Raw genomic sequence first — 20,874 nt, forward strand, 5'->3', positions numbered from 1 at the left:
TAATAAGGAAAAAAATGATTTTTTTAATTGAGAGTTTTATGTATAAAGTTTCAAATACTTTTTTATTTCCTGTTTTACTACTAATTGTAGGATTGTTTTTTTATTCTCTTTTTGAAATTGGGGTATTTTTTATGCAAGCCATAAAAAGAAAAATATCTTATAAAAACTATATTAAATATATTAAAAGTGAAATAAGAAGTAATCTTAGTGGTTATCCTATAATAAATTATGAAATAAGAAGAGGTTTTCATGGTATTGAAGATTTAGAAGTATTTGCTTTTAAAAAACTACAAGTCTCTTCTCTTGTAACTAAAATTTCACCTATGTTAGGACTTGTTGCTACTATGATACCAATGGGACCTGCTTTAAAAGCCTTATCAAATGGAAATGTTCAAGGAATAAGTGAAAATCTTATTATTGCTTTTGCAGCAGTGATTTTTGCCTTAATTACATCTTCTCTTACATATTGGGTTACTACAATTAGAAAAGGTTGGTATGCCCAAGAGATAAAAGACTTACTATTATTAAGAGGAGCAAAAGATGAAACTTCTAAATAATGATGAGTCTTTAAATCCTCTTTTATCTGCTGTAAACTTAGTAGATGTTTTTTTAGTAATTATTGCAACATTGATAATTTTTATTTCACAAAATCCTCTTAACCCTTTTAATAATAATGATGTAACTGTAGTTAAAAATGCAGGAAAACAGAATATGGAAATTATAGTAAAAAAAGGAAAAAAAATAAAAAAATATAAATCAAAAGGAGAAATAAGCCAAGGTAATGGAAAAGAAGCAGGAGTTGCTTATATGCTAAAAGATGGAAGTATTATATATGTTCCCAAATAAAGGATAAAAATGAAAATAATATCTTTTTTACTACTTTTTTTCATAAATATTTATGCAAATGATATACTAATTTTAAGTACAAATATAGGAAAAATTTCCCAAGAAGCTAAAATTAATGAGTTTATTAATATTTCAAAAAAATATAATTTGAAAGTTGATTTTAAATTTGAAAATGAACTAAATAAAGAAGAAATTTTAAATGATTTTTCAAAATATAAGATTATTATCCTTGATTCATTAGCTGGAGAAAGATCAGTTATTTCAATGTATGAAAAGTATAACAATATATTGAAAAAGCTTAATAATATTGTAATTCTTTCTTTTATAAAAGAAGAAAACTTATATATAAAAAATATTACTTTAGAAGATAGTATAACTTTTAATGAGTATTGGAATAATGGAGGAGAATATAACTTTATAAATCTAAGTATTTTTATAAAAAATAAATTATTAAAAATTTCAAATAAAACTTATAATAAAGCAATAGTAATTCCTAAAGATGGAATATATCATCCAAAAAAAGAAAACTTAATCTTTAATACTCTTGAAGAGTATGCTAAGTTTTTTAAACTAAATTTACAAGTTCTTTCAAAACCACTTATTGCAATAGGCTTACATAGAGGTTCAATAGTTTCAAATAATTTAGAACATATAAATGAAATAATTAAATATTTAGAAGAAAAAGGCTTTCAAACTCTTCCTTTTTTTACTGATGTTACAGGAGATGATTTTATAGGAAAAAAGTTTTTAACATATGAAAATAAAACAATAGTTGATGTAATAATAAATTTTCAACTAATGATTATAAACCATGAAAAGTTAAAAAATCAGTATAAAAAACTAAATATTCCAATTCTTCATGCATTATATTATAGTAAAGGAAATATTCAAAAATGGTATGAAGATAAACATGGCGTAGAGTTTTCAATGATTCCTATGACATATATTATTCCTGAAACCATAGGTTATTTTGATCCTTTAATTATTTCTGCACAAGATAAAATATCAAAAAAACTTAAACCAATACCTTCTCAACTTTATTCTTTAGCAAATAAAGCAATAAATATCTCTAATTTAAAAAGAAAAGAGAATAAAGATAAAAATATAGCAATTATGTATTATAACTATCCCTTTGGGGTAAAGAATATGGGTGCAAGTTTTTTAAATATTCCTCAAAGTTTAGAAGAGGTATTTAAAGCTTTAGTTAAAGATGGGTATAGCACTACAAGTTATAATGAAAAGTATTTAATAAAAGAGTCTTCAAAAGCTTTAAAATTGATATATAAAACAGATTTTAGCAATATTGAAGATGAAATAATAAAAAATGATAATGCAGTTTTATATCCTTTAAGTGAGTATTTAAAATTTTTTAATAAATTACCATTAAAGTTAAAAGAAGAGATAAAAAGAGTTTGGAAAGAACCTTTAGATTCACAAAATTTATTTTGCAAAGATAAGAAGTGTTATTTTGTAATACCTAGAAAAAAATTTGGAAATATACTTTTGCTTCCTCAACCAAGACGAGCTCAAGGAAATAGTAGTATAGAAAAACATAATTCAGATATAACAAAAGATGATACTAGACTTTGGCATAATCCTTTAATCCCTATTTCCCACTCATATTTAGCTACATATTTATATGTTACAAAGCAATTTAATGCAGATGCAATAGTACACTTTGGAACCCATGGAACTCAAGAGTGGACACCTGGCAAACAAAGAGGCTTAAGTATATATGATAGTGCTTTAGTTGTATTAAATGATACTCCTATTATATATCCATATATTACAAATAATTTAGCAGAAGCCATACAGGCAAAAAGAAGAGGAAGAGCAACTTTAATTTCCCATCAAACTCCACCTTTTTCTCTAACTGGAACATATAAAGAATTAAGTGAAATTATGGATTTAATAAACCAATACAATAATGTTGATAAGGGAGTATTAAAAGAACAGTTAAAAAAACAAATTATAGATTTAACTATAAAAGTAAATATAAATAAAGATATAAACTTTAAAAAAGATATGATTTTAAAAGATTTTAAGGAGTATTTATCAAAAGTTGAAGATTATATATTATCTGCTTCTAAGCAAGCAATGCCCCTTGGAATGCATACCTTTGGTACTTATCCTAAAAAAGAGCATCTTATCTCTACTCTTTTACAAATGTTAGGAAATGAGTTTATAGAAATTGTAGAAGGTAATAAAAATTTTTTTACTAAAAATTATCAAAAATTTAAAGAATCAAAATCCTTTAAACTTATTGATAATTTTGTAATTAATAATAAAGATTTTAAAGAGTTAGATAATCAAGCCTTAAGGCCATATTTGCAACTTGCAAGAAAATATAAAGAGGATTTTGAAAATACAAAAGAGATAAAAAACTTTTTAAGGGCATTAAACGGTGAGTATATTCAAACAGGTATAGGAGGCGACCCTATAAGAAATCCAAACTCACTTCCAACAGGAATAAATATGTATGGATTTGATCCAAGTAAGGTTCCTACAAAAGCTGCATATAAAACTGGTAGTAAATTAATGAAAGATTTTATTTCTAATTATTATAAAGAAAATAAAAAATATCCCAATAAATTAACTTTTAATCTTTGGTCTTTAGAGACAATGAGACATTATGGGGTTTTAGAATCACAAATTTTGTATGCAATGGGAGTAAAACCAATTTGGAATGAAACAGGTATATCAAATAAAGTTGTTCAAAATATGGCAAAAGCAGTATTACAAAGCTATTTAGGAGAAAGTTTTTCAACTTGGCTTTCTAGTTTTATAACTGTACCAATGGTTGATTTTGTATTAAGTTTAACTCCTAAGTCTTGGTTTTTAAAAGCTAAAAAAATATTAGAGCACTCAAAAGCAACAGTAAAAGGAGAAATAGTAGATGTAGAGATAATTCCTTATAAAAAATTAAAAAGACCTAGAATAGATGTGGTTATAAGTGTAACTGGGCTTTATAGGGATACTTTTCCTCAAACTATAAAGATATTAGCTAAAGCTGTTGAAAAAGTATCAAAACTTAATGAAAAAGATAACTATTTAAGACAAAATACTTTAGCTTTAGAACAAAAGTTAAACTCACTTAAAAATATAACAAAACATGAGGCTTTGTATCTTTCAACAATTAGAGTTTTTTCAAATAAAATAGGCGATTATGGTAGTGGAGTAGGGGATATTTCAAAGAGTGCTAGATGGAAAAATGATAAAAGAATTTCTCAAAACTATGTGCAAACTCTTGGATATTATTATGGAAGTGATGTTAATAGATGGGGAGAAAAAAATGTTGAACTTGATTTATATAGTAAAAACTTAAGTGGTACTGATGCTGTATTTTTTTCAAGAACTTCAAATTTATATGGATTATTAACTTCTGATGATCCTTTTGAGTATTTTGGTTCTATTTCAATGGCAATTAGAAATATAGATAAAAAAAGTGTAAAAACATATATCTCAAATTTAAGAGATACAAAAAATCCTAAAATAGAAGATACTTCTACTTTTATGGCTAAAGAGTTAAGAGGAAGATATTTTCATCCCAAATGGATAAAACAGATGAAAGAGGAGGGATATAGTGGTACTCTTGGAGTTTTAACTGTTATGGATAATTTTTGGGGTTGGCAAGTTGTTGATCCAAATATTGTAAGAAATGATCAATGGCAAGAGTTTGTTGAGGTTTATATAAATGATAAATATAATCTAAAACTTCCTAAATGGTTTGAAAACTTTAATCCAAATGCTTTTGCTTCCTTTGTAGAGAAGATTATAGAGGCTTCAAGAAAAGGTTATTTTAAAACTGATGAAAAAACTTTAAAAAAACTAATTGCACTATATAAAAACTTAGAAGATAAATATAAAATCAAAACTTATAATAATAAATTTAAAGAGTTTATAAATAAAAAAGTGACTGGTTATGGATTAATGTCTATTAAAAATGTGCCAACTTCTCAACAAGAAAAAAAAGTGCAAGAGCTAAAAAAAATAGAATCTCCTTTAATAAAAGGACATAAACTAGAAAAAGTAGAAGAAAAAATTGATAATAAAATAGAAAAGCTACTTTATATATTTTTATTTACTTTAATAATACTTGGAGCTTTAATTGAATATAGAAAAAAGGATTAGAATTTAAATCATTTAACTAAAGTATAGAGTTGAAAAAAGTTTCTCTTTTTTTTAATCAATTATATAATAATTATTATATTTAATATTATAAAGGATTTAAGATGTATAGGGTATTTTCTAAGGTTTTAATTTTAAATTTAATTATGATAACAATGCTTTTTTCAATGGAAAAATTAGATGATGTAGTTATCACTTCAAAATCAAATAAAGAGGTTATTGATGTATCTTCAAGTGTATCTATAATTACACAAGAAGATATAAAAAAGATAAAAGCAGACTCTCTTGCAGATATTTTAAGTGAAGTAGTTGGTTTAAATTTTAGTGTTAATAATAGTTCAATTTATGGACGAAAAAATATATCTATTCGTGGATTAGAAAGTAGAAACTCTCTTATTTTAATTGATGGGAAAAGAGTATCTTTAACAGATGCACAAATAGGACATTCTGATTTTCAATATAATTGGATTCCTTTAGAAGCAATTGAAAAAATAGAGATTATAAGAGGTCCAATGAGTTCACTATATGGTTCAAATGCTTTAGGTGGGGTAATTAATATAATTACAAAACAACCAAATGAAACTATTGTTTCTACTATTGATATTGAAGGAGGAACTTTAAATAAAAATAATCAGGGAAATGAAAAAAAATTCTCTTTTACTTCTGTGGGGAAAGTTAATGATAACTTCTCTTACTCTATTTTTGCTGAAGATAAAAATAAAAATATTACGGAATATGAAAATAGTGTGTTACATGAAGGAAAAGAAGTAAAAAATCTTATAGTTAATACTTGGTTTAATATTGATGATTCTCAAGAGATAAACTTATCAGCAATTCTTTCAAATGAACTAAGAGAAACTATTGATTATCCTACTTATTACAATATTAAAAAAAGAAACTATGCAATTTCTTATAATAAATATTTTGAAAAGTTTGCTATTAAATTAAAATATTATGAAACAAAATCAAATTCCCATACAAATCAATTTAAATATTCACATATATTAAAAGATAAAATAGCAAATGCAGAAATCTCTATTGATGCAATAAAAAATAATAGGATTATTTTTGGAGGAGAGTTTAGAAAGGAAAGTTATAATAAAAGTTATGATCAAAGCTATAAAAAAAGTGCAAATTTTAATGATAGTATAAATTATAACTCATTGTTTGTTCAAGATGAAATAGATATTACAAATAGTTTAATTTTAACTTTAGGTGCAAGATATGACAAGCATGAAAACTTTGGTTCACAAATTAGTCCTAAGGCTTATATGGTATATAAAATAGATGAATATAGCAGACTAAAAGGTGGATATGGACATGGTTTTAGTGCTCCTACTGTTACTCAAACTTCTTCTTCCTATATGTTTAGAAACTATTATGCAGGTCATGGCTTTAATGGAAATAAAGATTTAAAACCTGAGAGTTTAGATTCATATGAAATTAGTTATGAGTTTGAAAATAGAAGTGACTTTTTTAAAACAACACTTTTCTATAATAAAATAAAAAATTTAATTGATACAAAACTAATAGGAGCTGAAACAAATATTTTATGCAAAAATTTTCCTATATTTATACCTTGCCCTTTTAGTAAAATGAAAATACAAAAGTATGATAATATTTCAAATGCAACTACAAAAGGCTTAGAGTTAGAGTATAAAAAAACTAATTTACTAAAAGATTTAAATTTTAATTTAAATTATACTTATTTAAAAACAGAAGATAAACAGACAAATAAAGAGCTAAAATTAAAACCAGAGCATACAATAAATACAAGAATAGTTTACTTATTACCTTACGATTTGCAAACAACTTTTAGATATAAGTATATTGGAAATCAAAAAGACCATAATAATAAAAGTTTAAAAGCGTATTCTACTTTTGCTTTACAACTTTCAAAAAAATTTACTGATTCTTTAAGTGTTAAAACTGGAATAGAAAATCTAACTAATAAAAAGTTAAATGATTTATATGATTATCAATTAAGAGGTAGGTTTTATTATGTGGGATTAAACTATACTTTTTAATATACTCTCTTGGTCAAACAAAAGATTCGTTCTCCTAAAATAAAATAACCTGTTTGGCCAAGAACCTCTTAACTTGATTGTAATCAATAATTAATATCAAAAATAATGTTATAAATTTACTAAAGGATTTATAATGAATAGATATAACATATTAGAAGATTTAGAGTATAAAGATACAGTTGCAATTTCACTTATGTTTGAAAATGAACTTTCAAAAGAAATAAGAATTCTTATGAAAGAAAATCAAATAATGAAAGAACATAAAACAGCTTTTCCTATTACTGTTGAGATATTTGAAGGGGAAATAGAGTTTGGAGTTGAAAAACAAATCCATAAATTAGTAAAAGGTGATATAGTATCTTTAAGTGCAAATATACCACATGATTTAAAAGCAAATAAAAACTCAATTATTAGATTAACTTTAGCAAAAAAAGATAGTGTTGCTAGGGTAAGTGGTGTATTAAAACTTTGATTGTAAATAGGTGGTGCGAATGGTGAGAATCGAACTCACACTCCCAAACGGGAACGGGATTTTAAGTCCCGCGCGTCTACCAGTTCCGCCACACTCGCACAGTGTGTATAAAAATAAAAGGTGGTGGCGCGGGGCAGAATCGAACTGCCGACACAAGGATTTTCAGTCCTTTGCTCTACCGACTGAGCTACCGAGCCACCAAAACTTTAGTGGTGGTGAGAGAAGGATTTGAACCTTCGAAGCCATAGGCGGGAGATTTACAGTCTCCTGGATTTGACCACTCTCCAACCTCACCGTTGTTAAGTTTTTTGTGTCGCTTTCTTGTTAAGCGGGTGGAATTATAATAGTATGTTTATTAAACTAAGCTGAAATTTTGCCACTTTTTTTTAAAATATTAAAAATATTTTATTTTATTTGATTTTAGCCATTCATTTTGCAGTTGTTTTAGTTTTTTCATAGGAACTCTTTTATTATTTGTTCTTGAAATAAAACTACTACTTTTATCTTCCTCTTCTTCAAAACTATAAGTATAATCAAGTTTTAAATCCGCAAAATCAAGTGCATCTTTTGTTCTTGTTGCTGCAACATAATAGATATTTAGTTCTTCATTTATTTTTACATTACTTAGGTTATTTTTAGGATTTATAATATCTTTATTTGAAATAAAATCATTTTCACACATAATTACTTGTGAATATTCCATTCCTTTTGCTTTATGCGTAGTTGTAAAGATAATTTGAGCTTCTTGTTTATTTAAAGTAAGATTTTCTTTTATTTGTTTATTTATTTCAAAAATATTATCTTTATAGGTATTTACAAATTTAATAACATTTAAATAATCTTGATTTTTTGTATCTTTAGCATACTCCTCTAACTCTTCTATTGAAGAAAATTGTGCTATTTCTTCTAAAGAGATTTTATCAAATTTTTTTTCTTTTAAATAATAAATTGAATATACTGTTTGATTCATAAAAGAGTAAGTATTATATCCACCCTCAAAAAATATTTTTCTTTTTTTCTCATTTAGATATTTTATTACCTCTTTTGCTAATGCAAAACTTGTTCTACTTATTACACAAAAAGGTTTAGATTTATCCACAACACTACTTCCAAATTTTGAAGTTTTTTCTTCAATTCCAGTTATATATAGTTGTTTTAAATCTTTCTTTGCATATAGTTTATTTAATGTTTCTTGTATATTTTTTGCTAAATTATCACCAAATCTAAAGCTTTTACTTAGATTATAAGAAGGAAGATTAATCTTATCTAAGGCATTTAAAGCATATCTAAAAGAGTAAATTTGCTGAAAGCTATCTCCCACATATACTCTTTTGCAGTTTTGTGCTTCAACTATTGCTATCATAACATCTGAAATATCTTGAGCTTCATCTACAAGTATTAAATCATATTCTAAATTTGAAGAGATTTTTTTATTTAGAAAAAATAACTTTAGATAAAAATCATGTGTTGCTTCAATTTTATGAGTTTTCATACAAGTTAGTATATATTTTGTATGATTTAAAATATTTGCACTTTTTGTTTTTATGATTTTTAAAATTTTTGCATCTAAATCAGAATATTTTTTATAGTTTTGAAGTAACACTTCATCTAATTGAATATGGGAGCTATTACAATAAAAGTTTACAATATCCTTAATTAAGGCTAAGTAGTTTGCACTGGGTTCAAAAAAGCTATCCATTTCTTTTATACATTTATAAATAGTATCTATTTTTAAGTCATAGGAGATTTTATAGTTCCAAGCTTGCATTTTTGTAAAAGCTAAAGAGTGGATAGTTTTTATTTGCATATTTGAAATATTACTAGTTTTTAGTTTCTCTTCTAAAGAAGTTTGCAAAGATTTATTATATGCTAAATATAAGATTTTTAAAGTAGGGTGCTTTTTGGCATATTCTAAAAGAGTAGTGGTTTTCCCACTACCTGCAACTGCATTTATTTTAAATGAGTGCTCTTTTGAGTTTATAATATCTAATTGTTCTTTGGTTAAATTCATCTAAAACTTTTAAATATAAGGAGTTATTTGTGGTGGAAACTCTTTAAATGACTCTTTTATTGCTTCTGTAATTGAAGCTTTATATTTTAAATTTTGCATAGGTGTTGCAAACTGAAGTAAGCTAATAGCACCTTCTAGTGATTTTTCTTTTTTATAAACAAAAGCTACTTTTTTCCCAAGTTTTAAGGCATTAGTATAAATAGCTCTAGCATAATCATCTATATAAGGAAACTCTTTTGAGTTTATTTTTTCTCCCCAAGAAAAGAAAACAAACTTTCCACTAGGAATTAAATTTTGTGCATCAAGATACATAATATCTCTATCAAATTCAGTATTTTGATTTGAATTATATTTTTCTAAATCACTATTAAATTTTACTAATAGGTTAGAAGCATCAATATTTTTTTCATTTAAATTAAATAGATTTCTTATTTCAACAACTTTTCCTTTAAACTCTTCTTTTTTCATAGCATTTTTAAAAACAGTTAAATATGTCTCTATTTTTATCTCTATTAACTTAGAAAAATCATTAAAATCTTGTTCTAATAAAAACTTATTAGAATCATAACCTACTGGTGTAACTAAAGGATTATATAAAAAAATTGTTCCAATAATATTTTTTTTTCTTAATTTAGTATTGTTTATTAACTCTTTTAATTCTTTGGCTGTTATTATATCTTCTTCGTCTTTATTGATATAAAGATAACTTTCTGTTAAAAATAGTTCTTCATATTTAGTTTCGAATTTTCCAAAATATTGCATCAGTTTCCTTGTTATTAAATCTTGTGGAATTTTATCTAATTTTTTCACTTACATAGCTTATTTGTCTTTTTTTTCACTTAAAATAAAAAAGATTATAATTTAGCTAGGAAAATTTAATAATTTTGATACTTTTATGATACTATTACTTAGTAAAATAACATTGTAAGGTATTCTATGATGTTATACTGTATTGTAATGAAAGGAGTTACAATGAGTATCGACATAAAATATTATAAAACTTTAGATACTTTTGTAAGGGATTGTAAAGGGGATAATAATAGATATTTACTTTTTATTGCACAAGAGTGTAAGTTTTATATTTCATTATTAAAAAATTCAAAAATTGAAGCATATGGGGCAATATTCCCAGAAATTATTCTAGATACAATAAGTTATAAAGAGGGCTTAATAGCTTATAAATTAAATAAAAATGAAAAAGTTTTTCTTCAACAAGATATAAATAATTTAACATTAAAAGAAGATGACTTTGAAAATATAAATTCAGTAATTACATTTGTAGATGGCTTAAGTTTAAATATAAACTCTTATTTGGATTCTTTATATGAATTATTAGCTCCTGAGACACAAGTAATAGGTGGAGGAGCTGGAAAAATTCCTTTTGAACAAAAAGAGAATATTTTTTCAAATGAAGGGATTTATAAAGAGGCAGCTTTAATAATTTGTTTAGAAAATAAAATAAAAGTAGGTTTTGAACATGGTTGGAGTTTAATGCAAGAACAAGCAATTGCAACTTTAAGTAAAGAAAATACTCTTTTTCAAATAGATTATATAAATGCATATGAATTTTATAAAAGTATGATTGAAAAAGATTTAAATAAAACTATTTTAGATGAAGAGTTAGAAACTTATTTAAAAACATATCCTTTGGGTTTAGTTAAATTTGATAATGAAATTTTAGTAAAAGAAATAATAAAAATAAATAAAGATAAATCTTTAGTATTAGGTTCTTCAATACCTCAAAATTCTATTATAAACTTTTTAAAAGGTGAAAAGGATGTGGTTATAGAAGCATCTAAAAAAGCTGCATTAAAAGCAGTGGAAAATTGTAATAATAAACAAAAAGCAGTTTTTTTATTTGAGTGTGTAAGTAGAAGATTATTTTTAGATGAAAATCATAAAAATGAGATAGAAATAATAAAAGAAAATATTAATGAAAAGCTTTTAATTGGTCTTTTAACTTTAGGGGAAATTGTAAACAACAATGATATGAACATAAACTTTTATAATAAAACTTGTATTGTAGGTGCCTTATGTTAGTAGAACAATTAGCCTTAACATATAAATGTCATAGTGCAATAGGAAATAGTTTAGATTTAAAAGAGATGTTAAAAGAAGTTTTAAAAACTTTTATAAATGAAACTTTTGCACTTTATGGAACTTTTTATTTATATGATGAAACAAAAAAAAGTTTAAATAAAATAATTAGTATTGGTAAAATTAAAGATTTTAATATTGAAGAGTATAAAGATATATACGATAGTTTTAATATCTTAGATAATAAAAACAATCCTACTCAAAGGGTTTTAATTCTTCCTTTAGATAGAGGAATAATGTTTTTTATATATAGCAAAAAAAATATGAATATGAGTTTTTTAGGTTCTATGTTTCAAGGTCTAGCTCATAAATTAAATATTAGTATTGACTCATGTTTAAATGTAAAAATTATGAAAAAAAGAAATGAAAAACTAAAGATTTTAGCTTTAGAATTGGAAAGACAAAGAAAAGAGTTAATAGAAGCAAATAAATATAAAAATGACTTTTTAGCAAATATGAGTCATGAATTAAAGACTCCTTTAAATTCTATTATTGTTATTTCATCAGTTATGAAAAAAAACAAAAAAGGTAAATTAGATGAAGAACAAGTAAGAAATATGAATATTATTAATAACTGTGGTAATGATTTACTTATTTTAATTAATGATATTTTAGATATTTCGAAAATTGAAGCAGGGGAATTAGCCTTAAATTTAAAAAAAGTAAATATTGAAGTTTTAATTGATAACTTATATGAAAGTATGAAACCACTTTCTGATGAAAAAAATTTAAAATTTATAAAGACTTTTGAGATAGATAATACAGATATTTTAACAGATGAATCAAGATTAAAACAGATTATAAAAAATCTTTTAAGTAATGCTTTTAAATTTACAGAAAATGGTAAAGTTGAAATAAAAGTAAAAGCAGATAGCGAAAATATCTTTATTTCAGTTATTGATGAGGGTATTGGTATTTCAAAAGATAAACTTTTAAATATTTTTGATAGATTTAAACAAGCAGATGGAAGCACTACTCGAAAGTATGGCGGAACAGGTCTTGGACTTGCAATTTCTAAAGAATTAGCTCATCTTTTAGGCGGAGATATTAAAGTAAGTAGTGAAGTTAATATGGGAAGTGATTTTCAAGTAATTTTACCTAAAAAAGCAATTATTAAAAATATTTCTGATGATAAAGTTGATATTTCAAGTGGGGAAGAGACTGTAAAAACAGATGAAATTGTATTTTTTAATATGGAAGATAGCCTTAAGCTTGAAACAATAGAAGAAGTGGATATAAATAGATTAAATAATCTTTTAATAATTAATGGTGATCATAGTTCACTTTTTTCAAGTTTAGTTGCATTTAAAAAAGATGGAGTAAACATTGAACATACAAACTCTATTGAAAATGCACAAAAAGTTTTACAAAATAGTATTTTTGATGCTTTAATAATTGATATTGAAAACTCAAAAGAACAAAATATTAAAGAATTAATAAAAGTTGCAAAGAAAAATAATACTTTATTTGTTGCAGTAGGTGATGAAAAAATTGAAGATATAGATGTTAATATTTCAAGAAATAGTATAGATATTTCTTTTGTAAAACGAGTTCAAAACTTAGTAAAAGCAAAAAAAAAGAATTTGGATTAAGAGGGTAATATGTATAGTTTTAAAAACTCTTTATCTTTTTTAGTATTTAAAAAAATATTTATTTGGTATTTTTTTATTGCAACTATTTTTACAATTTATGAAATATATATGCAGTATAAAATAGTAAATAATAATATAATAAAAGAGTTAAATATTGCTAAAAACTCTTTTGAAAAGATTTTACAAACAAGTATTTGGAATTTGGATATAAAAAAGATAAATGAGGATATAAAAGCTATTTTAAACTCAAAGAATATTATTGGTATTTCTATAAAAAGTTTAGATGAAGAGATTATAAGTAGAATTGGAGTATTACCTTTTGAAGAAAAAAAATATACTTTATATTTACTAAAAAATAAAGAAGAAGTTATTTTTAATGATTCTTTAGAAAAATTTACTTTTTTTATAGAAAATAGCAAAAAATTAGGTGAAAAAAAACTAGCAGTAGTTGATTTTTATTATTCAAAAGATACACCTTATGAGATGATTAAAGAAAATATTTTTTTAATAGTAGCAATAACATTTTTAAAATTATTTGTCTTGTTTTTATTGTTTAATTATTTTCTTAAAAAAATTATCACTAAACCTCTAAAAAATTTAATAGAAGCTACAAGGCATCTTGATGGTAGAAATAGGGTATTTGTAGATACTAATATTAAAAACAATTATCACACAGAATTAAATGTATTAACTGATAGTTTTAATTATATGTCAAAGAAAATTTATGAAGATTTTGAAAGTTTAACAAAATTAAATGTCATATTAAAAAAACAAAAAAAAGAGTTACTTGAAGCATATGAATATAAAAATTTCTTTTTGGCAAATATTAGTCATGAGTTAAAAACTCCTTTAAATCCCATCTCACTTATCTCTTCAACTATGATTAAAAATAAAGAGAATAAATATGATGAGGTAACAATTGAAAATTTAAAAATAATAAATAAAGCTTCAGCAGAATTAAAACTATTGATTGAAGATATTTTAGATTTAATAAAAATAGAAGCAGGAGAAGTAAAAGCAAATTTTGAAGAAGTAGATTTGCAAGTTCTTTTTAATATTTTAATTTCTTCGTATAAAGAAGTTATAAATGAAAAATCTTTAGAACTTAACTATAACGTACAATTAAGTAACTCAAAACAAATAATTGATGTAAGAAGATTTAACCAAGTTTGTAGAAATCTAATAAGTAATGCAATAAAATTTACAAAAGAAGGAAGTATAAATATCACTTTAAAAGATGATAAAAATAATATCTATTTTGAAGTAATAGATACAGGAATTGGAATTGATTTTAAAGATATTGATAAAATTTTTACTACTTTTAAGCAATTAGATGCTTCTACTACAAGGAAATTTAATGGTATGGGTGTGGGACTTGCTATTTCTAAAGAGTTAGCTAAGCTTTTAGAAGGTGATATAAAAGTTTTAAGTCAAAAAGATGCGGGAAGTACTTTTACTTTCTTTTTTAAAAAACAAGATAAAAGTAAAATTGGTATAAAAAAGCAAGAAGAAAATCTTGAGTTATGCTCTTTTTCTTTAGAAAATAAAAACCAAAACAATCCTTGTATAAAAATAAAAGTTTTTATTTTAAATGATAATCCTTTACTTTTTTTCAAATTAGGGGTTGCTTTAAATAAGCAAACTTTTATAAATTTAGAACAAATTAAAAGTTTAGATGAGTTGGGAAGTTTTGAAGATAGAATATATTTGATTATACAAGCACAAGAAAATAAAAAATTAGAAGAGATTAAACAGATAAATAAAAATTTAAAAATTATAGCTTTAGGTAATATTGAAAGTAACTTATATGATAAGTTATTTGAGTTTCCTTTTGAAAACGAATGTTTAATAGAATATATAAAAGAAGATTATAAAAAGAATTAAATATATATTGTTTTAAATATTTGTTAAAATATTTATAGATAACTTTAAAAGGTTTTATTATGAAAAAGTTTAGTATTTTACTTGTAGATGATGTAGCTGAAAATATTCACTCTTTAAAAATGATGATAGAAGATAGTTTTGATGTGGATATTTATAGTGCTTTAAGTGCTCAAGAGGGTATGGAAATCTTAATGAAAAATGAGATAAATCTAATACTTACAGATATTCAAATGCCAGAAATTGATGGATTTGAATTTGCAGAGTATTTAAAAGGTATCGAAAAAACTAAAGATATTCCTTTGATTTTTATTACTGGAATTTATGATAAAGATGAGTATAAAAGAAGAGGGTATGATATTGGTGCAATAGAGTATATTACTAAACCTATTGATGATATTTTACTTGATGCAAAATTAAAAGTTTATATTGATATTTTTGAAAGAAGTAAAAAAAGAGAAGATGAAATTGAACAAAAAAATGAGATATTAATTCATCAAGCTAAAATGGCAACAATGGGAGAAATGATAGGGGTTATTGCCCATCAATTAAAACAACCTTTAAATATTCTTTCTTTATATTGTAATGATGTAAAAGACTCATATAAATTTGGGGAAATAAATGATGAATTTATAGATGAATTTACAAAAAATACTAAAAAAAATATAGATTTTATGAGTAAAACAATTGATGATTTTAGAGACTTTTTTAATCCAAAAAAATCAAAAAGAGTTTTTGAACTTAAAAAAGTTATTGATACAAGTTTAGAATTACTTTCAAAACAATTGGAAAATAATAATATACAAGTAAATGTTGATGTATCAGAGGAGACTGTTTTTGGAGTTGATTCTGAATTAGAACAAGTTATATTAAATCTATTAACAAATGCACAAGATGCTTTTATTGAAAGAAAAATAGAAGAAAGAGAGATAAAAATATCAGCTGGTTCAAATAAAAATTATACGATTTTAGTTTTTGAAGATACCGCAGGTGGAATTAAAGAAGATAATTTAGATAAAATTTTCGATCCTTATTTTACTACAAAAGAAAAAGGTACAGGAACAGGATTATATATGGTAAAACTTGTTGTAAAAACAAGTTTTAATGGAGATTTAAAACTGGAAAATAGCTCAAGAGGAGCTAAATTTATCCTAGTTTTACCTTCTAAAAGTTAATTTAATATAATAGAAGGATCTAGCTTTTTAAGCTGGATTTCTCTATATTTAACCACATCATTTAAATCTTCAATTCTTTTTCTTTTTAATTCTAGCATCTCTTCTTTTCTTTCTATATCTAGTTTCCTTTCAAGAAGTTCTTTTTCTAAAACATGTGTTTTTTCAAGTAAAGCTTCTTTTTCTTTTTTTACTTTTGCTAGCATAATTCTATAGTCTTCAAACTGTTTATTTTTAGCTTTTAAAATATGTTCTTGTTTTTCATCAAAAGTTAATTTTTCAGTTTCTAAATGTTTTAATTGATTAAGCCTTGTTTGATTTTTCTTTTTTTCATTTTCAATTTCTTCTTTTAGTAAAACTATAATATTTTCATATTTTGATATTTTAAGTCTTAATTCTTCAACTTCTTTTTTATAAATTAAAATCTTTTGATTTTGTTCTTGAATATTTTTAAGTACTTTTTTCTTAAATTCCCTTTTTTCTAAATTCTCTTTTGTTGATACAAATCCAATATTAATAAAAAGTTTTTTATTGTTCTCTTCTATTTCAAAAATAGTGCTATTTACATAAAAAGGGTTATTATCACTACTTAAGTATTTTAAATCACCTTCCCAAATCTTATTTTTATTTATTATTTCAAATAGTGAATCTATAACTTCTTTTGAAATATCTGTATGAATTAACTCTCTAAAACTTGTATTTAAAATTTCATCTTCATTTTTATCAAATGATTCTAAAAATGAACTATTTATAAAAGTAATATTTCCTTCTTCATCAAATTTTAAAACAACTGCAACATTATCTAAAGCTTTTAAATATTGTTCTAATTCTTGGTTTTTTAATAAAAGCATTCTTTCATAATATTTTTTTTGACAAACTTCTTGAGATTTTAAAACAACATCTTCCATATCAATAGGTTTTAAAATATAGTGATTTGCTTTTAATTCAATCGCTTTTAAAAGATTTTCAGATTCAGATCTTGCTGTTGTGAAAATAAATGGAACTTCCTTATCTAGTTCTCTTATTTGTGCTAACATCTCAATACCACTCATTTTAGGCATATTTATATCACTTAAAACAAGATCAACAGGTGTTTTTGCAAGATGAAGTTTTTGAAATTGAATATAACCTTCAAGTCCATTTGGAGCTAAATAGACTTTTTTAAATAATCTATTTAAGGTTTTAGCTAGTTTCTCTCTAGCTACATCTTCATCTTCCACATATAAAATAGTAAGTTTTTTTAGAAATTCTACATTAATCATAGTGGTCTCTTTATAGTTTAATATTAAATTTTATCATATATTTACAAAAGTTCTTTTAAATTTTCGAACTTATCTATAAAATGTTTTGCTTTATTAAAGTTATGACTTTTAGTAAACTCATTTTTTACTATAATACAATCTATATTTGCACTATATGCTGAGTCTAAACCTCTTTGACTATCTTCCACAACAATAGCTTCATTTGCAGTTGCATTAAATTTTTCTAAGGCTTTTAAATATGGCTCTGGATGTGGCTTTGCTCTTTCATAATCTTCAACACATAAAATAAAATCCATATATTTTGTAATACCTCTATTTTTATGAATTAACTCAAAATTAACTCTTGTTGATGTTGTAACTATTGCCATTTTATATTTTTTACTTAGTTCTTCTAATGTCTCATTTATTCCAGCAATTGTAATATCTTTAGTTTGTAAATAGTGTTGATATAATTCATCTCTTTTTTCTTTAAGATTTTCAACTTCTTTTAAAGAATATCCTTGATTAAAAGCTAATTCCCAAGCTGTACCACCTCTAATCATAATCTTTTGATACTCTTCAAAAGCTAAATGAATATCTAAAGTTTTTAAAATATCGTAATTTGCTTGATAATACCAAGCCTCTGTTTCAACTAAAACACCATCATTATCAAATAAAATATATTTTTTCAATTTACTAATCCACTATTGTATTTATAAGTTTTATAATATCCATAGGTTTTACTAAATAACCTTTAATATTTAAGCTATTTGCTCTTTTTAAGTAAGGAGTTTCAGAGTGTGCTGAAAGTATTATAAACTCAATATTTTTATAGTTTTTTTGTATCTCTTCTATTAATTGTAAGCCATTCATATTAGGCATATTTATATCTGTTATTACAAAGTTTATATCTTTATTTTCTTCTAAAATTTTTAAAGCTTCTTCTCCATCAGCTGCTATAAAAAAATTTACTTGTAAATTATTTAAGATATTAGATAAGGCATTTTGTATTGAAACTTCATCATCAACAAAAAGTAGTTTTAGCTCTTTTAGTTTATTAATTTTATCTTGCACTGTTTTTCCTTTTATAACTTTTGTGGTTTATGGAAATAGTATCCTTGAGAGTAATCTATTCCTAACTCTTTTACTTTATTAAATATCTCTTCATTCTCAACAAATTCAGCAACTGTTTTAATCTTTTGTTTCTTTGCAAAAAGAATAATAGCTTCAACAACATGCCTACTAAACTCATCATTAACAATATTTTTAATTAAGGAACCATCTATTTTTAGAAAATCAGGTTGAAAATCTAATAATCTTTCAAAATTAGAATATCCAGAACCAAAATCATCAATTGCTATTTTTACATTTCCCATTAATTTTGCTAAAGATATAAAATCTTTTATAATATTAAAATCTTTTATATTTTCATCTTCTAATAATTCAAAAGTAATTCTTCCTTTAAATTCTTCTTTCATAACTGATTCTAAAAGTAAATTTCTTATTTCAATATTTTCTATATCTGTTCCAGAAAGATTTATGCTTATATCTTTATTTGTTAATTTTAAAGCTTTAAAAGAGTTCTCAATTATCTTTTTTGTGATTTTTGTATAATAACCTGTTTTTTTAGATAATTCTAAAAAATGATAAGGAGTTAAAGGTTCTTCATTTTTGTTTTTTAATCTAACTAAAGATTCATATTTTACTATTTCTTGTGTATTATTATCAATAATACCTTGAAAGTGTGATTCAAAGCAGCTATTATCATTGGCAAGGGCATCTTTTATCATTTGAAGAATTTTTAGTTTTTTTCTAGCTTCAATTTGAGCTCTTCTATAAAAATCTTTTGCATATACTACTTGTGTTTTGGTCTCTATTGCATATTTTATTCCTAAACTTACATCATCATAAATATAAGATTTTTCATTTGAATAACTTAAGCAAATTTCCATATCATAAATATTATCTCTAAATAAAACACCTTTTTCTTTAAAGTTTTTTATAACTTCTCCTAAACAAATATCGATATACTTTGATTCTAAGTATTGATTTTTAAGTAAAGCAAATAAACCATTGCTTAAATTGTATACTTTTTTTAATCCACTATATTCAGGAAAATATTCAAGTAGTTTTTTTGCAAGTTCTTCTTCAAATTGATGCATAATTGTTTCAGAATAAAAATCTTGAAAAAGTTTATAATTTACAATCTCTAAAAAGATTAAAATAGGATTTTCTATATATTTTAAATCATCTAAAAGTTGTCTTTTGGGATTCATAATATCAGTTATATCATGTCTTATTCCAATTATCTCTTTTATCTCTCCATTTATATCCAAAATAGGAGAAATAGTTGCATCAACATAATAAACATTTCCATCTTTTTTTCTATTTTTTATAATATTTTTATATGTTTTTTTCTCTTTTATATGTTCCCACATCTCTTTAAAAATTAAAGAAGACATATCTGGGTGTCTTACTATGTTATGAGGTTTTCCTAAAAGTTCTTCTTTTGTATATCCTGAAATATTTACAAAATTATCATTTACATAAGTGATAATTCCTTTTGGGTTGGCTTTACTTATAATATCGCTTTCATTTAAAAGTCTTTTATATTCACTTAACTCTTTTGCCTGATTTGCTATTTCTTGTATTTGTTTAGAGTGTTTTATATGTAAGTTGGCTTTTAATAATATTTCTTCATTTAAAAAAGGTTTTCTTATAAAATCAATTGCTCCATGTTTTAAAACCTTGGCATAGCTTTCTCTATCTTTACTTCCTGATAGAACTAAAATTGGAATATCTTTTGTATTTATATCTTTTTTTAAAATATTTATAAATTCTATTCCATCAATATTGGGCATCTCTAAATCTGAAAAAATTAAATCTACTTGCTGTTTTTTTAATATCTCTAAAGCCTCTTGTACATCTGCTGCTAAAAGAATATTATAGTTTTTAACGCTTAAAACAAGTTTCATTGTTTTTCTTACAAAAGAGGAGTCATCTACTACTAAAATAGAACTTTTATTATTTGTTAAAATATCACTTATAATAGTATCTATTTCTTCTACTAAGTCTTTTAAGGGTGCTTGTTTTGACAGATAATCAACAACCCCATGTTCAAATAAAAAGTTTCTTTTTTGAATATCCTGTTCACCACTTAATACAATTATTTTTGAGTTTTTATTGTTTTCAAGTAATGAAAGTTCTTTTATTAATTCTTCTCCTTCTTTATCTGGAAGAATTAAATCTAAAATAATAAAATTAAAAGCTTGGTTTTTTAATATCTTTTGTGAGTCTGCAAAAGTATATGCTGGAGTTATTTTATAATTTTTTTGTTCAAGTAAAACACTTAGTGCTTTACTATATGATTTAGAATCTTCTATAAGAAGTATATTTATTGGCAATTT

The 20,874-nt window shown here is 23.9% G+C and carries 15 protein-coding genes and 3 tRNA genes; 9 read left to right on the forward strand and 9 right to left on the reverse strand.

The window, feature by feature from the left end; translation table 11 throughout:
- Window positions 1-14: 14 nt before the first annotated feature.
- The 5 genes from AMYT_RS05860 to AMYT_RS05880 all read left to right on the forward strand — a co-directional run bounded on the left by AMYT_RS05860 (window position 15) and on the right by AMYT_RS05880 (window position 7,473).
- Window positions 15-557, forward strand: coding sequence for a MotA/TolQ/ExbB proton channel family protein (locus AMYT_RS05860; protein ID WP_114841622.1), 543 nt, complete (start codon window positions 15-17; stop codon window positions 555-557).
- Window positions 541-846, forward strand: coding sequence for a DUF2149 domain-containing protein (locus AMYT_RS05865; protein WP_114841623.1), 306 nt, complete (start codon window positions 541-543; stop codon window positions 844-846). Before AMYT_RS05860 ends, AMYT_RS05865 begins: the two co-directional genes overlap by 17 nt.
- A 9-nt stretch (window positions 847-855) precedes the next feature.
- Window positions 856-4,977, forward strand: a complete 4,122-nt coding sequence (locus AMYT_RS05870) for a cobaltochelatase subunit CobN (protein WP_114841624.1) — start codon at window positions 856-858, stop codon at window positions 4,975-4,977.
- Window positions 4,978-5,078: 101 nt separating this feature from the next.
- On the forward strand, window positions 5,079-7,001 hold the full coding sequence (locus AMYT_RS05875) for a TonB-dependent receptor plug domain-containing protein (protein ID WP_114841625.1): 1,923 nt from the start codon (window positions 5,079-5,081) through the stop codon (window positions 6,999-7,001).
- A 133-nt stretch (window positions 7,002-7,134) separates the two neighbouring features.
- On the forward strand, window positions 7,135-7,473 hold the full coding sequence (locus AMYT_RS05880) for a cupin domain-containing protein (protein ID WP_114841626.1): 339 nt from the start codon (window positions 7,135-7,137) through the stop codon (window positions 7,471-7,473).
- An 11-nt stretch (window positions 7,474-7,484) separates the two neighbouring features.
- Here the strand turns inward: AMYT_RS05880 and AMYT_RS05885 are convergent.
- From AMYT_RS05885 to AMYT_RS05905, 5 genes are all read right to left on the reverse strand, one after another.
- Window positions 7,485-7,571 (reverse strand) — tRNA-Leu (locus AMYT_RS05885).
- Between the two features lie 23 nt (window positions 7,572-7,594).
- Window positions 7,595-7,670: transfer RNA gene (locus tag AMYT_RS05890), tRNA-Phe, on the reverse strand.
- A 13-nt stretch (window positions 7,671-7,683) separates the two neighbouring features.
- Window positions 7,684-7,768: transfer RNA gene (locus AMYT_RS05895), tRNA-Tyr, on the reverse strand.
- A gap of 99 nt (window positions 7,769-7,867) precedes the next feature.
- Window positions 7,868-9,484 (reverse strand): UvrD-helicase domain-containing protein, encoded by a 1,617-nt coding sequence (locus AMYT_RS05900; RefSeq protein ID WP_114841627.1) that lies wholly within the window; start codon window positions 9,482-9,484, stop codon window positions 7,868-7,870.
- Window positions 9,485-9,493: 9 nt separating this feature from the next.
- A complete protein-coding gene (locus AMYT_RS05905) occupies window positions 9,494-10,246 on the reverse strand; it encodes a hypothetical protein (protein WP_114841628.1) in 753 nt (250 codons plus the stop codon).
- A 210-nt stretch (window positions 10,247-10,456) separates the two neighbouring features.
- Between AMYT_RS05905 and AMYT_RS05910 the strand changes: the two genes are divergently transcribed.
- Genes AMYT_RS05910 through AMYT_RS05925 form a run of 4 tightly spaced genes read left to right on the forward strand, consistent with a single transcriptional unit; the run spans window position 10,457 to window position 16,229 of the window.
- The gene (locus tag AMYT_RS05910; RefSeq protein WP_162919476.1) at window positions 10,457-11,524 is read left to right on the forward strand and encodes an FIST signal transduction protein; all 1,068 of its coding nucleotides are present in this window, start codon (window positions 10,457-10,459) and stop codon (window positions 11,522-11,524) included.
- Window positions 11,518-13,173 (forward strand): sensor histidine kinase, encoded by a 1,656-nt coding sequence (locus AMYT_RS05915; protein ID WP_114841630.1) that lies wholly within the window; start codon window positions 11,518-11,520, stop codon window positions 13,171-13,173. Before AMYT_RS05910 ends, AMYT_RS05915 begins: the two co-directional genes overlap by 7 nt.
- Before the next feature lie 9 nt (window positions 13,174-13,182).
- Window positions 13,183-15,057: a sensor histidine kinase gene (locus AMYT_RS05920; RefSeq protein WP_114841631.1), complete on the forward strand. Its 1,875-nt coding sequence runs from the start codon at window positions 13,183-13,185 to the stop codon at window positions 15,055-15,057.
- A gap of 59 nt (window positions 15,058-15,116) precedes the next feature.
- Entirely contained in the window at window positions 15,117-16,229 is a 1,113-nt protein-coding gene (locus tag AMYT_RS05925; protein ID WP_114841632.1) for a sensor histidine kinase, read from the forward strand.
- Here the strand turns inward: AMYT_RS05925 and AMYT_RS05930 are convergent.
- The 4 genes from AMYT_RS05930 to AMYT_RS05945 are packed head-to-tail and all read right to left on the reverse strand — an operon-like array spanning window position 16,226 to window position 20,871.
- On the reverse strand, window positions 16,226-17,488 hold the full coding sequence (locus AMYT_RS05930; protein ID WP_114841633.1) for a response regulator: 1,263 nt from the start codon (window positions 17,486-17,488) through the stop codon (window positions 16,226-16,228). The two genes, AMYT_RS05925 and AMYT_RS05930, sit on opposite strands and share 4 nt — an antisense overlap.
- A gap of 41 nt (window positions 17,489-17,529) precedes the next feature.
- Window positions 17,530-18,159, reverse strand: a complete 630-nt coding sequence (locus AMYT_RS05935; RefSeq protein WP_114841634.1) for an HAD family hydrolase — start codon at window positions 18,157-18,159, stop codon at window positions 17,530-17,532.
- 4 nt (window positions 18,160-18,163) lie between these two features.
- Window positions 18,164-18,541, reverse strand: a complete 378-nt coding sequence (locus AMYT_RS05940; protein WP_162919477.1) for a response regulator — start codon at window positions 18,539-18,541, stop codon at window positions 18,164-18,166.
- An 11-nt stretch (window positions 18,542-18,552) separates the two neighbouring features.
- Window positions 18,553-20,871: an EAL domain-containing protein gene (locus AMYT_RS05945; protein ID WP_114841636.1), complete on the reverse strand. Its 2,319-nt coding sequence runs from the start codon at window positions 20,869-20,871 to the stop codon at window positions 18,553-18,555.
- Window positions 20,872-20,874: the final 3 nt, after the last annotated feature.

Origin of the sequence: Malaciobacter mytili LMG 24559 (genome assembly GCF_003346775.1) — a bacterium.
Classification (GTDB): Bacteria; Campylobacterota; Campylobacteria; order Campylobacterales; family Arcobacteraceae; genus Malaciobacter; species Malaciobacter mytili.

Coding starts and splice junctions, on each gene's coding strand:
- AMYT_RS05860 (WP_114841622.1), top strand. CDS start 15: ATGATTTTTTTAATTGAGAGTTTTATGTATAAAGTTTCAAATACTTTT.
- AMYT_RS05865 (WP_114841623.1), top strand. CDS start 541: ATGAAACTTCTAAATAATGATGAGTCTTTAAATCCTCTTTTATCTGCT.
- AMYT_RS05870 (WP_114841624.1), top strand. CDS start 856: ATGAAAATAATATCTTTTTTACTACTTTTTTTCATAAATATTTATGCA.
- AMYT_RS05875 (WP_114841625.1), top strand. CDS start 5,079: ATGTATAGGGTATTTTCTAAGGTTTTAATTTTAAATTTAATTATGATA.
- AMYT_RS05880 (WP_114841626.1), top strand. CDS start 7,135: ATGAATAGATATAACATATTAGAAGATTTAGAGTATAAAGATACAGTT.
- AMYT_RS05900 (WP_114841627.1), bottom strand. CDS start 9,484: ATGAATTTAACCAAAGAACAATTAGATATTATAAACTCAAAAGAGCAC.
- AMYT_RS05905 (WP_114841628.1), bottom strand. CDS start 10,246: ATGCAATATTTTGGAAAATTCGAAACTAAATATGAAGAACTATTTTTA.
- AMYT_RS05910 (WP_162919476.1), top strand. CDS start 10,457: ATGAGTATCGACATAAAATATTATAAAACTTTAGATACTTTTGTAAGG.
- AMYT_RS05915 (WP_114841630.1), top strand. CDS start 11,518: ATGTTAGTAGAACAATTAGCCTTAACATATAAATGTCATAGTGCAATA.
- AMYT_RS05920 (WP_114841631.1), top strand. CDS start 13,183: ATGTATAGTTTTAAAAACTCTTTATCTTTTTTAGTATTTAAAAAAATA.
- AMYT_RS05925 (WP_114841632.1), top strand. CDS start 15,117: ATGAAAAAGTTTAGTATTTTACTTGTAGATGATGTAGCTGAAAATATT.
- AMYT_RS05930 (WP_114841633.1), bottom strand. CDS start 17,488: ATGATTAATGTAGAATTTCTAAAAAAACTTACTATTTTATATGTGGAA.